We start from the raw sequence: 13,249 nt of genomic DNA on the forward strand, positions 1-13,249 counted from the left end.
CAGGACCGCGCTTCAGAGCCGGCATGCTGGCATACCTCATCCCGACGATACCCATCCCGTTCAAAAGCGCGTCCGACAGGCTCGCTGCCATCGCCGGCGTGACGCGATGCATCTCGCCGCTGCGTCAGAAATTGTAGCGCACAGCGTCCTAGAGCATTTCCGCGTTTCTTCGAATCGCGGAAATGCTCTACCTCCTTGTTTTATCGCATTGTCTTCACGCGAACCGGTGTCCACTTCGCTCGACAATGCTCTAGCAGAGCCTTGTCGCAAGGATCCTGACGACTCATAGTTCAGTCGACGATTGTCGATCCGCTCGGAACAACTCGTGCGCCGCGTCCTGCCTTCCCTGCCTTCGCTGACGATCTTCGAGGCTTCGGCCCGTCATTCAAGCTTTACGCGCGCGGCGGAAGAGCTGAATCTTTCGCAAAGCGCGGTCAGCAAGCAGGTCCAATCACTTGAAACGTTCCTGGGGCTTCGCCTGTTTGAGCGGATTCGGCAACGCATTGTTCTGACTGAGGCTGGGCAACTCTATCTCGCCCGGATACGCGAGGCGCTCGAAATCATGGAATCGGCAACCATGGAAGCACTCGCCTTTCAAGGCGGGGGCGGACTTTTGAACATCGCCACGCTCCCAACCTTCGGTTCCCGCTGGCTGGCTCCAAGAATCGGTAGGTTCCAGGCTCTCTACCCCAACATCGCCCTGAGCCTGACAGTTCGGACTTGGCCCTTCGATCTTGTCGAAGAGAACATCGATATCGCGGTCTATTTTGGTGAGAAGCCGTGGCCCGGAGGTCCGTCCGATTTTTTGATGGAGGAAATGGTCATTCCCGTCTGCGCTCCTTCCCGGCTATCGCCCAAGGGGCCGCTCAGCACCGTTGCGGATCTGGGCCAGCTCGCTTTGCTCCACCATCGCGCGCGGCCGCGTGCCTGGAAGGATTGGCTGCAGATGGCCGGCGGGAATGAGGTCAACCCCTTTCACGGTGTTCGCTTCGAGCATTTCGAGATGATCATACAAGCCGCGGTCAGCGGAATGGGGATTGCTATCGTGCCTCGCTTCATGATCGAGGCAGAGCTGCTCGACGGCCGATTGATCACTCCGTTTCCGCAGACGATGAAAAGCGCGGAATCTTATTACCTCGTTTGCCCGGAGCGTAAGCGCAGCCTGCCGGCGGTCGAGGCCTTCCGTCGCTGGATCATCGATGAGATGCGGCTGTTCCGGCAGCGCTCGGGCAACGAGGTCGCGCCGGTCGCATGACGTGAACTGAAGTTCATTCCTCCAGGGAATGATTTGACGCGATCTTATCGTTTGGGTCGGCGCGCACCGCCACCGTAATATTCGGCAATCGCTCGCAACCTGATTGGTCTTTGCGCCATGGCTGCCGTTCATGCCCTCGCCTCTTCGACGTCAGCCGCGCCAGTCCGCCACGGAGCCGCAGCTTCGGTTCCTCCCGTCGGAGCCAACTGACTCATGTCTCCAATCGAAGTTACGCAGATTTTCCATGGTCAGGACGTGCCGGATGGGCTCTCGCCGGCAGCCGCGGAAAGATTGACGGGTTTCCTGTCTGCGCGCGCCGGGCTCGTTTTGGTCGCAAGACGTGACGCGGTCGTCGTCGGCCTGCTGGCTGGGCTTCGCCGCCGGACCTCTGCGATGCTGCGCGTCGTCTGGTTCTGGGTCGCTCGGCCGGAGGCCGACGGGGATGAGACCGAGGTGGGGCGCGCCTTGGTTGCGGCACTGGAAGAGATTTCATTCGGCAATGACGTGTTGACCTGGCGTGTTGCCGACACGACTGGGGACGGCGATGTGCCGTCGAATTTGCGAGGGCTGCTGGGTGTCGCGGCTGCGGCAGCGACACAGCGCTATTCCGAGCGCAGACTCCGCAATGAGACCGTACCTCCCAGGCCGATCGCGCCGCTCTACCCGCAATCGACCGGCTTCACATGCGGCCCCGCCTCGCTTGCCATGGCTTTCGCGGGTTTGGAACCGGAATGCGTCCCGGACCGCCAGCTCGAAATCGCATTGTGGCGGGAAGCCACGACGGTGATCGGCCTGAGCGGTCCCGGTGGATGCGATCCATACGGCCTCGCCCTTGCGGCCGCCGCACGCGGCTACGCATTGCGGCTGTTCATGAGCACCTCCGAGCCGATCTTACTCGATCGCGCGGATACCGAGGCCAAGCGTGCGCTGATGACTTTCGTCCAGGCCGACTTCAAAAGCCGCGTGCTCGGATCAGGCATCGCTGTCGAACATCGCGCCATCGAGGCTGCGGAATTGAAGGATGCAATCGATGCTGGTTTCATCGGTCTCGTCCTGATCGATCAAATGGAAACCCATGGCCGCTCGGCGCCCCACTGGATCGTCGTCCACGCCGTGCACGGGGAGCTGTTCCTGGTCAACGATCCCTGGATTGAGACTGCATCGCTGGAAACGGAGGTCGACGTGCTCGACCTCCCCATCCGCTCCTCAGTCCTCGAACGCATGTCCGGGTATGGCGAGCCGCAGTATCGCGCGACCTTGTTGATCGGGCCGCGAGCAGCCTGAGCCCTTCGCCTTGGCACGCGATTGTACCGCGTCCGAACGCGCTCAACCCTTTGACGTCGATTCGAAACAGAAGCAGGCGGAGAACAGATGAAACGACGGACCTTCATCGCTGGCGTCAGCGCTGCCGCGGCCGGCCTTGCTCTCCCGGCGCGGGTGCGATCGCAGTCGCAGACGACGCTGCGTTTCATCCCGCAGATTGATCTCGTCTACCTCGACCCTGTCTTCACGACCGCCTCGGTGACCCGCAATCACGGCTATCTCGTTTTCGACACGCTCTACGGCATGGATGGAAACTTCCGCATGTCGCCGCAGATGCTCGAAGGGCATAGCGTCGAGGAGGATGGCAAGGTCTGGAACCTGAGCTTGCGTGCGGGGCTGCTGTGGCACGATGGAGAGAAGGTTCTGGCGCGCGACTGCGTTGCAAGCATCAGACGATGGGCGCGGCGTGATGCCTTCGGGGGCACGCTGCTACAGGCAACGGACGAGCTTTCTGCCATCGACGACCGCACGATACGCTTCCGGCTGAAGCGACCCTTCCCCTTGTTGCCGGGGGCTCTCGGCAAGACGGCGGCGCTGATGTGCGCGATGATGCCGGAGCGGTTTGCGAATACGGACCCGCAGCAGCAGGTCACCGAGATGGTCGGGTCTGGCCCCTTCCGCTTCAAACCAGATGAACGTCTTCCGGGAGCGCGCAACGTCTATACTCGCTTCGAGGGCTACAGGCCGCGTGAAAGCGGTGCGCCCGACTGGACCGCAGGTCCCAAGGTCGCGCATTACGAGCGGATCGAGTGGCACACCATGCCCGATACCAGCACGGCAGCGTCCGCGCTGCAGACCGGCGAAAGGGACTGGTGGGAGTTTGCCAATCACGAGTACCTGCCGTTGCTGAAGCAGGCGCGTGGCGTCCAAACCAGGGTTCTCGATCCCACCGGCATCGTGACGATGTTACGGCTGAACCATCTGCAACCGCCCTTCAACAACCCCGCCATCAGGCGCGCGCTCTTTGGCGCGATTGATCAGGCGAGCTTCATGCAGGGCGTCGTCGGCGACGAAGCCGCCCTCTACCATACGCCGCTCGGCTTTTTTTGCCCGGGCACACCGATGGCCAGCAATGTCGGGCTCGATATCCTGTCCAGTCCGCGTGACCTTGCCAAGGTCCGCACCGCGCTGCGCGATGCGGGCTATGCTGGCGAGAAAGTGGTGCTGATGGTGCCGGGCGACTCGACTGCCTTGAAGGCGCTAGGCGATGTTGCAGCCGACATGTTCAAGCAGGTGGGCATCAATGTCGATTACCTGGCGCTCGATTGGGGGACGTTGCTCGCGCGGCGCAATCGAAAGGGGCCCGCGGACCAAGGCGGTTGGAACGCCTTTGTGACAAGCTGGACTGGAATGGATTGGCTCAATCCTTCGAGCCACGTCGCAATCCGCGGCAATGGCGAGGCCGGTTACGCCGGGTGGGTGTCCAGCCCGCAGCTGGAGGCGCAGCGCGAAGCCTGGTTTTCGGCGCCAGATCTCGCCGCGCAGCAGCGCCTTTGCCAGGAGATGCAGAGCCAGGCATTTGTCGATGCCCCGTACTATCCGCTCGGGCAGTACATCCAACCGACGGCCTACCGCACCAGCCTGACTGGAATCCTTAACGGCTTCCCGACTTTTTGGAACGTGCGGCCTGCCTGACAGGCCAACCACAGTCCCTAACGGCCTCTAGGCGGATGCCTGCGCTTCCGAGAAGGTAGCTGATCCGGGCCGGAGGTGCTGGCGATCAAGAGCCAGAGCGAGAAGGCTCCTGACGATATCGACAAGGGTACCTGGCTGGGGTGGGCGCTCCTCCGGGTCGAACGCAAGCCCGACGACGGCTCGGCCTCCTGCCGACGTCGTCACCGGCCAGAAATCGAAACGCGAGGCATCGAAGGGGTAGACGTCCGCGACGGAAATCTTGCCCGTGGTCAGCGACGATCGCGCCGCCTCGATCTCCACTTCGCTAGGGTCGATCTTGCCGCGTCTCTCGACCACGTCGACAGCGACGTCCGACACCAGCATCACGACGACAGGGACCCGGAAGAGTGCCTCAAGCGCATTGGCGGTGCTGGAGAAGATCGCCTTTAGATCGTCGGCTGCGATGATGTCTCTGCTGTAAGACTGCACGACCGCTGCCTGCCGCTTCGCAAGCGCCACATCGTCTGCCTTGTGTCGGGCGGTCGAGGCCACGGCGCTCGCGATCGCTCCGACGACGAAGAGCAGCCCGATCGCCCAGATATTCGCAGGGTCGTCGACGCGAAGCGAGAAGCGCGGCTCGGTCAGAAAGAAATTATAGGAAAGAGCCCCAAGAAGCGCCGAGCACAGCGATGGGCCCAGGCCGAAAGCAACGGCCGCGATGATCACGGGCACGACAAAGACGAGAGACAGATTCGGAATCGTCACCGCGCTGTCCAATCCGACGGCCACCACCGTTGCAATGGCGGTCATCACGAGTGCAACAAGATATCGAACGATGATCGGCAGGTCGAAGAGTTGCAAAGCCGGCAGCGGATCAGTGTCCGATAGAAGCTTGAACTCGCCCGAAGACTCCTGAGTGCTCATGGCAATGTCCCCTTATGCCGGTGCGCATGCTCGTCATACAGCGCCATCGTTGCTCGCGCGCTCGGCATTCGCTTAGCGCGGTGCCGCAGAATGAACCCACACGGCCAGGATGCCGGCCAGCAGAAGCAGTACGGCAAAGGACTGCAACAGGGCGCGCGCGATACCGTCGAGTGGTTTGTTGCGGCGTGTGGCTTGATATGCCGCCTCGCGCCGTCGCCTCAGGGAGGCTTCATAGGTGGCCATTTCGACCTCCGTCTTCGGCAGCGGATGATCGGCGATCTCTGCGTTAAATCGCTATGCAGGCCATCGTCCAGCTGCATAAAACCGATGTAAGGATCCCATGGCCAAACATTGCGCCCATCTAGAGATATGGATGGACGCTGTCGTGCCCAAGTGGCGGAATGGTGGCTGCCCGCACGACCGTCAATGGGCCGTTCGCGCTCGCCGCGGCATGACTGCCGGATCCGCAATCTCGCGATGTTGAAGCTCGCGATCGACAGCAAGCCACGCGGATGTGACCGCGTTCGCCTTCGCGTGGCCGATGCCGTTGGGCTGCGATGCCTTGCATGGACCGCCCGGGCAAACGCTGCCGCGAACGGCTTTGGGCCCTGCGGAGGAGCGTTTTCGGCGTCCCGCGGATGCTTTCAATGTCGGCGGCTTTTGACGCCTGAGTGGCGACGACACGCGGCCCTTGCCAGGCTTGATCCGCTTTCAAAGGCGGCTCGCCGCCGTCGGCGCACTCCGGCGATTTACCATCTGTTAACCATCCGCCGATACACCGGAGCTACCGAAAATTTACCAAGATGACCGCCGTGTTAACGAAACCCAGGCCGATCCGCCTCAAGGGGCGCTCCTACCTTGCGCTCACATTGACCCCCGAGCTGCCCATCGAGGACTGGCTCGTGCGGCTCGATGAGCTGGCTGCGCTGTCCGCCGGGTTTTTCCTGAGGCGGCCGGTGGTGCTCGATGTCGAAGGCATCGACCTCGACCGTACGCAGCTCCGCGAACTCGTCGGCGAGCTGTGCACGCGCAATGTGCGAATCATGGGTATTGAAGGCGCCCGCACCTCATTGCTCGGCGCGGATCTGCCGCCCGCGATATCCGGCGGGCGCTCGACATCGGATATCGAAGCGCCGGTCGCCGAGCCGATCAAGGAAGCGGCCGTGTCCGAGAGCATCATTCGCTCCGACCCGCTTCCGATCAAGACCACGCCTTCGATCATCGTGACCCAGCCCGTACGCTCCGGTCAGTCGCTGTTCTTTCCCGAGGGCGACGTGACCGTCATCGGGTCGGTCGCATCCGGCGCGGAAATCGTCGCGGGCGGTTCCATCCATATCTACGGCACGCTCCGGGGACGCGCGCTGGCCGGCACGATGGGCAACGCATCCGCGCGCATCTTCTGCAGCAAGCTCGAAGCGGAACTCCTAGCCATCGACGGCTTCTACAAGACGGCTGAGGACATGGGGCCGGAACTGCGCGGCAAGGCCGTCCAGATCTGGCTCGAAGGCGAAACATTCAAGGTCGGGTCGCTCACCTAGAGCATTGCGCGTCGATACAAACAGGAGAGGTCTATGGGTAAAGTCATCGTGGTCACATCCGGCAAAGGCGGCGTTGGCAAGACGACGTCCTCCGCGGCGTTGGGAGCGGCTCTTGCAAAAAGCGGCGACAAGGTCGTGGTCGTGGATTTCGATGTCGGCCTGCGCAATCTCGATCTCGTCATGGGCGCCGAAAGACGGGTCGTCTACGACCTCGTCAACGTGATCCAGGGCGAAGCCAAGCTGACGCAGGCGCTCATCCGCGACAAGCGGGTCGAGACGCTTTACCTGCTGCCGGCTTCGCAGACGCGCGACAAGGACAACCTCACGCCGGAGGGCGTCGAGAAGGTCGTCAATGCCCTGAAGAGCGTCTTCGACTGGGTCATCTGCGACAGCCCGGCCGGTATCGAGCGCGGAGCGACACTCGCGATGCGCCATGCCGACGTGGCCATCGTCGTGACCAATCCGGAGGTCTCCTCGGTGCGCGATTCCGACCGCATCATCGGCCTGCTCGATTCCAAGACGCTCAGGGCCGAGAACGGCGAGCATATGGAGAAGCATCTCCTGCTCACCCGCTACGACTCGGCCCGCGCCGAACGTGGCGACATGCTGAAGGTGGACGACGTCCTCGAGATCCTGTCGATCCCGCTGCTCGGCATCATCCCGGAAAGCATGGACGTGCTGCGCGCGTCGAATCTCGGCTCTCCCGTCACCCTGGCCGATGATCGCAGCGCGCCGTCGATCGCCTATTTCGAGGCGGCGCGCCGGCTGAAGGGTGAAAACCTGCCGATCATGATTCCGGGCGAAAAGCGCGGCTTCTTCGGCAAGATCTTCGGAAGGAAAGCGGCATGAATTTGCGTCGCCTGTTTTCCCGCACTCAGTCGGCCCCTGCCGCCCGCGAGCGCTTGAAGGTTCTCCTCGCCCATGAGCGCGCGGCGGTCGGTGATTCCGACCTTGTCTCCAAGCTGCGGGACGAAATCCTGCGCGCGATCTCGATGCATATGCAGATCGATCACGACAAGGTCACTGTGAAGATGGAGCGCGGCGCGCAATATTCGACGCTCGCCGTCGACGTCGAGATCCCGTTCGACGCGGCCAAGAAGGCGGCCTGACGGCCGCTTTCCCCTACGGTATGAAAGCCGGTAGAGGGACCTCCTCGCCTCGCAGTTTCGGGGATAGCCTCCGACAGCTGCGAGGCGTTTTGGCTCTGGGCGGAGCCTAAACGGTAAAGGCCGCCCTCAACCGTCGATCTGACGATCGCGCTTCATTGCAGCTTCTGGTTCAGAGCATCGCGCAGGCCGTCGCCGAGGATGTTGAAGCAGAGCACGACGACGAAAATGGCGAGACCCGGAAACAGGGTCAGGTGATCGGCGACGCCGAGATAGCTGCGCCCATCCGCCAGCATGGCGCCCCATTCGGAGCTTGGCGGTTGCGCCCCCAGCCCAATGAAAGACAGCGCCGCGCCGACGAGGATCGCCGAGCCGATGCGCAGGCTCATATAGACGATCACCGCCGGCAGGGCTCCGGGCAGGATATGGTGAAGGATCAGCCTGAACCTGGATACGCCGATGCTGCGGGCGGCCTGAACGTATTGGGTCTGCTTCAGCACCAACGTGCTGCCGCGCACGAGCCGGGCGAAAACCGGCACGCTGAACACGGCCACCGCCCAGATGACATTCCCCACTCCCGGCCCCAGCAGCGCCACCACGGCGATGGCCAGCAGGAGACCGGGAAATGCGAACAGCACGTCGCATAGCCGCATCAGCAGCGTGTCGACCCAGTCGCCGCTCCAACCGCTGACAAGCCCCATGATCGTACCGATGAAGCCGCCGGCAAAGGCCGAGATCAGGCCCACGGCCAGGGAGACACGGCCTCCCCAGATGATCCGGCTCAGGATGTCGCGGCCATAGGAGTCGGTGCCGGCAAGATGGGCCCATGTCGGCGCTTGCAGGAGCGCATCGTAGTCGGCGGCGGCCGGATCGTAAGGTGCAATATAGGGCGCAAACACGGCTGCGAAGACGATGAGCGCGATGATGGCAGCGGCCAGAAGCGCTGTGTGCCTGCGGCGAAAACGCCGCCAGAATTCCCGAGCGGGCGAGCGGATGGCAGACGTCGTCATGATCGCAACCGGATCGCCGGGTTCAAGACGCCGTAGAGGACGTCGACCACGAGGTTTATCAGCACGAACTCGGCGGAAAGGAGCAGGATCAGCGCCTGGATCACGGGGTAGTCGCGGAAGGAGATGCTGTCGACGAGCAGGCGGCCCAGGCCCGGCCAGGCGAACACCGTCTCGACCACGATCGCGCCGCCCAGCAGCGTTCCGAATTCCAGCCCTGTCAGGGTCACGACCGGGATCAAGGCGTTGCGCGCCGCGTGGCGCCAGATCACGCGGCGTTCGGTCAGGCCCTTGCTGCGCGCCGTGCGGACAAAATCTTCGCCGGCGACATCGACGAAGGCCGAACGCGTGAAGCGGGCAAGCACCGCAGCCACCCCGACGCCGAGCGTGAAGGAGGGCATGAGCAGCGAACGCCAGCCGTCATAGCCACCAGTGGGCAGCCAGCCGAGATGCACCGAAAACAGATCGATCAGCAGCAGCCCGAGCCAAAAGCCGGGAAAAGACAGGCCGCCGATCGCCACCAGCATGGCCGCCTGGTCCTGCCATCGCCCGCGTTTGACCCCGGCCCAGACGCCGAGCAGGCCCCCCGTCAGGGTTGCCCAGCCCATCGCTGCCAGAGTGAGCCACAGCGTCGGCAGGAAGCGCGCCCCGATAACCGCCATCACCGGCTCATGCGTGCGGCTGGAGACGCCGAAATCGCCGTGAAGCGTCGCTCCGGCGTAACGTAGATACTGCTCCCAGATCGGCCGGTCGAGCCCGAGCGCTGCGCGCGCGGATGCCACCTCCTGTTCCGTCGCATCCGCCCCCGCCACCAGGCGCGCCGGATCGCCCGGCAGCAGCCGGACGAAGCCGAATACGAACAGCGATACGGCAAACAGCACCGGCACCGCGCCGAGCAGCCGCTTCAGAACGAAGACGGGCATCGGCTCTCATCCTTTCCGCGGGTCAGTACGGCGCGCATCGCATCGTCCTCAATAGAGACCTCCCACGCGGTGCCGCGCGACATAATGGTCGGGCCCGACCTGAACCAGCGGTGCCACCTCCGGCACGTCGTCCAACGCCCGCAGCGGGCTTGGCACTTCGCTGTCGTCGATCGCGATCTCCTCGCGGCGCCGCGCAGGATCTGGCACCGGGACCGCGCTGAGCAGCCGCCGCGTATAGGCGTGCTGTGGCGAGGCGAGCACGGCCTGACGTGGTCCGATTTCGACGATCTGCCCGAGATACATCACCGCGACACGGTGGCTTATCCGCTCGACCACCGCCATGTCGTGGGAGATGAACAGGCAGGCGAGGCCGAGCTTTCGCTGCAAATCCATCAGCAGATTGACGATCTGCGCGCGGATCGACACGTCGAGCGCCGCGACCGCTTCGTCGGCGATGATCAATCGCGGCTCCGAGGCCAGCGCCCGCGCGATACCGACGCGCTGGCACTGGCCGCCCGAGAGCTCGTGAGGATAGCGCGAGACGAAGGCGCGCGGGAGGCCGACGAGCTCGAGCAGCTCTTCGACCCGGCGGATGACGGCCGTGCCCGCGAGGAGGCGATGGGTGCGTATCGGCTCCGCCACGGAGAAGCCGACCGTGAGGCGCGGATCGAGCGCGCTGAACGGATCCTGGAAGACATATTGGATGCCGCGTCGCAAAGCGCTGTCCGCGGCGCTATTCGCGGTCGCGGCGAGAACATCCTCGCCCCGGAACAGGATGCGCCCCGAGGACGGCTCTTCGAGGCGCACGATGCTGCGCCCGAGCGTGCTCTTGCCGCAGCCGCTCTCGCCGACCAGCGCGAGCGTCTCGCCGGGGCGGATATCGAGGCTCACCTGCTCGACGGCGTGGACCCGGGCCCGGACGCGGCCGAGCATGCCCCTGATGTCGAAGCGCGTGACGAGATCGCGCAGCTCAAGCACCGGCGCTGCGGCCGCCACGGTATCCTGCGGCCCGGTCGGCGCAGGCGGTTCCGGGAACGGCACCGGCAGGGCCTCTTCGTTGAGGCTGCCGAGCACCGGTACGGCCGCGAGCAGGCTGCGCGTATAGGGGTGGGAAGGCGTGGCGAAGAGCGCGCCGACCTCGCCCTCTTCGACACGTTCGCCGGCACGCATCACCACGACGCGGTCGGCGAGTTCGGCGACGACGCCCATGTCATGGGTGATGAACAGCAGGCCGGTGCCGAGGTCGCGCTGGAGTTCGCGCAGCAGGCGCAGCACCTGGGCCTGGACGGTCACGTCGAGAGCCGTCGTCGGCTCATCCGCGATGAGGAGCCGCGGCCGGCTCGCGAGCGCAATGGCGATCATCGCGCGCTGTCGCATGCCGCCCGAGATCTCGAACGGATAGGAGCGCAAGTGCCGGTTTGCATCGGGGATGCGGACACGCTCGAGCAGGCGCTGCGCCTCGGCGAGAGCTGCCGTCCAGTCGAGCTGGCGGTGCTGCACGATCGCCTCGGCGATCTGGTCGCCGATCCGCATGACCGGGTTGAGCGAACTCATCGGCTGCTGGAACACCATGGCGATCTCGGGGCCGCGCAGCCCCCGCATCGTCTCCGCATCTTCCTGCGCGAGATCGAAGACCGTGCCGCCATTATCGCGATAGAGAATGCGGCCCGTATCGATCCGGCCGGGCCCATAGTCGAGAAGCCGGGTGATCGCCAGCGAGGCGACGGACTTGCCGGAGCCTGATTCGCCCACCAGCGCCACGGTCTCGCCCGGCCTGACCGTCAGCCCAAGGCCGCGAACCACGGTTGTCCGGCCTCTGTCGGCGGGAAAGCTGACAGAGAGATCCTGGACGTCGAGCAGTTCCGGCTCGCCCATGGGGAGCAGCCCCTATTTCAGGTCTGCGTCCTCATAGGTCAGGGCCGTATCGGGCTGCTGGGTGAGACCTGTCAGCCGCTTGTCGCGGCCGGCCACCAGCGTGTTGACCGAGAGGAAGATCCAGGGCGCCTCTTGCCAGACCACTTTCTGGACTGCGTCATAAGCGATCTTGCGCTCCGCGGGATCGGCCGTGGACAGCCCCTTCAGCAGCGCCGCATCGACCGCGTCGTTCTTGAAATAGGCGAGGTTGTAGAGCGCCGGCGGATAGCTGCGGCTCGACAGCAGCGGCCGCAGTGCCCAGTCGGCGTCACCGGTCGAGGGTGCCCAGCTGCCGAAGAACATGCGCACCTCGGCTTCCTCCGGGGTCTTGGCGCCCCAGAGCCGCGTGGTCGCGACGCCGGCCTCGAGCGGATTGACCGCGACTTTCACGCCGACGAGGGCGAGCTGCTGCTGCAGGAACTGCGAGGCCCGGTTGTTCAGCGTGTTGCTGAAATTCCAGATCTCGGTCTCGAACCCGTTCGGATAGCCCGCTTCCGCCAGCAACTGCTTGGCCTTGGCGGGATCATAGGGCCAGACGCCTTGCTTGCTGTAGAAGGCGATGCCCGGCGCCACCGGCGCATCCATGGGGATGCCGAAGCCGTTATAGGCGACCTTGATGAAAGCCGTCTTGTCGATCGCATAGTTCAGGGCCTGACGGACGCGCGGATCGTCGAACGGCTTCTTGCGGGTGTTGAGAGCGACATACTGGATCACGATCGACGGCGTCTTGTCGATGGCAAGGCGGTCGTCGCGTTCGATGAGCTGCACCGTCTCAGGCGGCAAGGGGAACACGAACTGCGCTTCGCCCGAACGCAGCAGGGCCAGCCTTGCGCCGCTTTCGGGCACGCTGCGGATTGTGACGCCGTCGAGCCGCGGCAGGCCCTGGCGCCAGTATTGCGGGTTGCGCGCGGCTTTGAGCGTGTCCGGCGTCCAGCTGGTGAAGACAAAGGGGCCCGTGCCGACCGGGTGGCGCGAGATCTCGGCGCCGTATTGCGCGATGGCCTTGGGGCTCAGGATGGAGGCCCCGGTATGGGCGAGATAGTTGAGCAGCACGCCTGACGGCGCCTTCAGGACGAGACGGATGGTGAATTCGTCGACGACCTCGACCTTGTCGACGGCTTCCAGCAGGCTCTGGCGCTTGAGATGGTTGGCCGGGTCGCGCAGCCGGTCGTAGTTCAGCTTGACCGCAGCGGCATCGAAGGACGTGCCGTCGTGGAATTTGACGCCGCGCCGCAGATGGACGGTGTACTGGGTCGAGTCGCTGTTGACCTCGGTGCTCTCGGCCAGCACCGGGACAAGCTTCAGCTCGCGGTCGAAGCCATAGAGCCCTTGGAAGAAAAGCCGGCTGGCCGAGAGCGAGACCGAGTCATTGAGATCGGTCGGGTCGAGACCGAGGATATTGTCGCCGACGCCGACCGTGATCTGCCCGGCCGCAAGCGACGGGCTTGCAAGCCCCAGCGCGGCGGCAACGGCCAGGGACCGAAATGCAGTGCTGATATGAGCGAACGATATCGGCATGAAAGCGACTCCAGATCGTTCTTAAAAAAGAACAGCTGTGAGGTTTTACGATTTCGACGCAGCTGAAGTCCATGGCGGTACGCGCAATGGCGCTTCCAATTTTCAACATGCCGGAGAAAAATGTTCT

Annotated in this window: 12 protein-coding genes; 6 read left to right on the plus strand and 6 right to left on the minus strand. The window is 64.1% G+C overall.

From position 1 onward, the window contains the following. Positions 1-325 precede the first annotated feature (325 nt). The 3 genes from gcvA to BMZ97_RS20945 all read left to right on the plus strand — a co-directional run bounded on the left by gcvA (position 326) and on the right by BMZ97_RS20945 (position 4,213). Entirely contained in the window at positions 326-1,255 is a 930-nt protein-coding gene (gene gcvA, locus BMZ97_RS20935) for a transcriptional regulator GcvA (RefSeq protein WP_092174706.1), read from the plus strand. Positions 1,256-1,648: 393 nt separating this feature from the next. Next, positions 1,649-2,539 (plus strand): peptidase C39 family protein, encoded by an 891-nt coding sequence (locus BMZ97_RS20940; RefSeq protein WP_175525654.1) that lies wholly within the window; start codon positions 1,649-1,651, stop codon positions 2,537-2,539. 87 nt (positions 2,540-2,626) lie between these two features. Further along, positions 2,627-4,213 (plus strand): ABC transporter substrate-binding protein, encoded by a 1,587-nt coding sequence (locus tag BMZ97_RS20945; protein ID WP_092174151.1) that lies wholly within the window; start codon positions 2,627-2,629, stop codon positions 4,211-4,213. Positions 4,214-4,240: 27 nt separating this feature from the next. Here BMZ97_RS20945 and BMZ97_RS20950 read toward each other — a convergent pair whose 3' ends face one another. Both BMZ97_RS20950 and BMZ97_RS31330 read right to left on the minus strand, forming a co-directional pair. After that, positions 4,241-5,116 carry a DUF4118 domain-containing protein gene (locus BMZ97_RS20950; RefSeq protein WP_092174154.1) on the minus strand — a complete coding sequence of 292 codons (876 nt, stop codon included), beginning with the start codon at positions 5,114-5,116 and terminating at the stop codon, positions 4,241-4,243. 72 nt (positions 5,117-5,188) lie between these two features. Further along, positions 5,189-5,359 carry a hypothetical protein gene (locus BMZ97_RS31330; protein WP_175525655.1) on the minus strand — a complete coding sequence of 57 codons (171 nt, stop codon included), beginning with the start codon at positions 5,357-5,359 and terminating at the stop codon, positions 5,189-5,191. A 560-nt stretch (positions 5,360-5,919) separates the two neighbouring features. On the opposite strand from BMZ97_RS31330, the gene minC reads away from it, so the two are divergent. The 3 genes from minC to minE are packed head-to-tail and all read left to right on the plus strand — an operon-like array spanning position 5,920 to position 7,763. Continuing rightward, a complete protein-coding gene (gene minC / locus BMZ97_RS20955) occupies positions 5,920-6,654 on the plus strand; it encodes a septum site-determining protein MinC (protein ID WP_092174157.1) in 735 nt (244 codons plus the stop codon). Positions 6,655-6,687: 33 nt separating this feature from the next. After that, the gene (minD, locus tag BMZ97_RS20960; protein WP_092174160.1) at positions 6,688-7,503 is read left to right on the plus strand and encodes a septum site-determining protein MinD; all 816 of its coding nucleotides are present in this window, start codon (positions 6,688-6,690) and stop codon (positions 7,501-7,503) included. After that, complete coding sequence (gene minE, locus BMZ97_RS20965) at positions 7,500-7,763, plus strand: cell division topological specificity factor MinE (RefSeq protein ID WP_069689375.1); 264 nt, start codon at positions 7,500-7,502, stop codon at positions 7,761-7,763. The genes minD and minE overlap by 4 nt, the downstream gene beginning before the upstream one ends. 152 nt (positions 7,764-7,915) lie before the next feature. On the opposite strand, the gene BMZ97_RS20970 is transcribed toward minE, so the two are convergent. Genes BMZ97_RS20970 through BMZ97_RS20985 form a run of 4 tightly spaced genes read right to left on the minus strand, consistent with a single transcriptional unit; the run spans position 7,916 to position 13,122 of the window. Beyond that, on the minus strand, positions 7,916-8,770 hold the full coding sequence (locus BMZ97_RS20970; protein ID WP_092174162.1) for an ABC transporter permease: 855 nt from the start codon (positions 8,768-8,770) through the stop codon (positions 7,916-7,918). Next, entirely contained in the window at positions 8,767-9,690 is a 924-nt protein-coding gene (locus BMZ97_RS20975) for an ABC transporter permease subunit (protein ID WP_092174165.1), read from the minus strand. The genes BMZ97_RS20970 and BMZ97_RS20975 overlap by 4 nt, the downstream gene beginning before the upstream one ends. A gap of 48 nt (positions 9,691-9,738) precedes the next feature. After that, positions 9,739-11,565, minus strand: a complete 1,827-nt coding sequence (locus BMZ97_RS20980; protein WP_092174168.1) for an ABC transporter ATP-binding protein — start codon at positions 11,563-11,565, stop codon at positions 9,739-9,741. Positions 11,566-11,577: 12 nt separating this feature from the next. Continuing rightward, positions 11,578-13,122, minus strand: coding sequence for a glutathione ABC transporter substrate-binding protein (locus BMZ97_RS20985; RefSeq protein WP_092174172.1), 1,545 nt, complete (start codon positions 13,120-13,122; stop codon positions 11,578-11,580). Between the last annotated feature and the right edge of the window lie 127 nt (positions 13,123-13,249).

Source organism: Allobosea sp. OK403, assembly GCF_900113835.1.
Classification (GTDB): Bacteria; Pseudomonadota; Alphaproteobacteria; order Rhizobiales; family Beijerinckiaceae; genus Allobosea.

Coding starts and splice junctions, on each gene's coding strand:
- BMZ97_RS31330 (WP_175525655.1), bottom strand. CDS start 5,359: ATGGCCACCTATGAAGCCTCCCTGAGGCGACGGCGCGAGGCGGCATAT.
- minC (WP_092174157.1), top strand. CDS start 5,920: ATGACCGCCGTGTTAACGAAACCCAGGCCGATCCGCCTCAAGGGGCGC.
- BMZ97_RS20940 (WP_175525654.1), top strand. CDS start 1,649: ATGCTGCGCGTCGTCTGGTTCTGGGTCGCTCGGCCGGAGGCCGACGGG.
- minD (WP_092174160.1), top strand. CDS start 6,688: ATGGGTAAAGTCATCGTGGTCACATCCGGCAAAGGCGGCGTTGGCAAG.
- BMZ97_RS20945 (WP_092174151.1), top strand. CDS start 2,627: ATGAAACGACGGACCTTCATCGCTGGCGTCAGCGCTGCCGCGGCCGGC.
- BMZ97_RS20985 (WP_092174172.1), bottom strand. CDS start 13,122: ATGCCGATATCGTTCGCTCATATCAGCACTGCATTTCGGTCCCTGGCC.
- BMZ97_RS20950 (WP_092174154.1), bottom strand. CDS start 5,116: ATGAGCACTCAGGAGTCTTCGGGCGAGTTCAAGCTTCTATCGGACACT.
- minE (WP_069689375.1), top strand. CDS start 7,500: ATGAATTTGCGTCGCCTGTTTTCCCGCACTCAGTCGGCCCCTGCCGCC.
- BMZ97_RS20975 (WP_092174165.1), bottom strand. CDS start 9,690: ATGCCCGTCTTCGTTCTGAAGCGGCTGCTCGGCGCGGTGCCGGTGCTG.
- BMZ97_RS20980 (WP_092174168.1), bottom strand. CDS start 11,565: ATGGGCGAGCCGGAACTGCTCGACGTCCAGGATCTCTCTGTCAGCTTT.
- BMZ97_RS20970 (WP_092174162.1), bottom strand. CDS start 8,770: ATGACGACGTCTGCCATCCGCTCGCCCGCTCGGGAATTCTGGCGGCGT.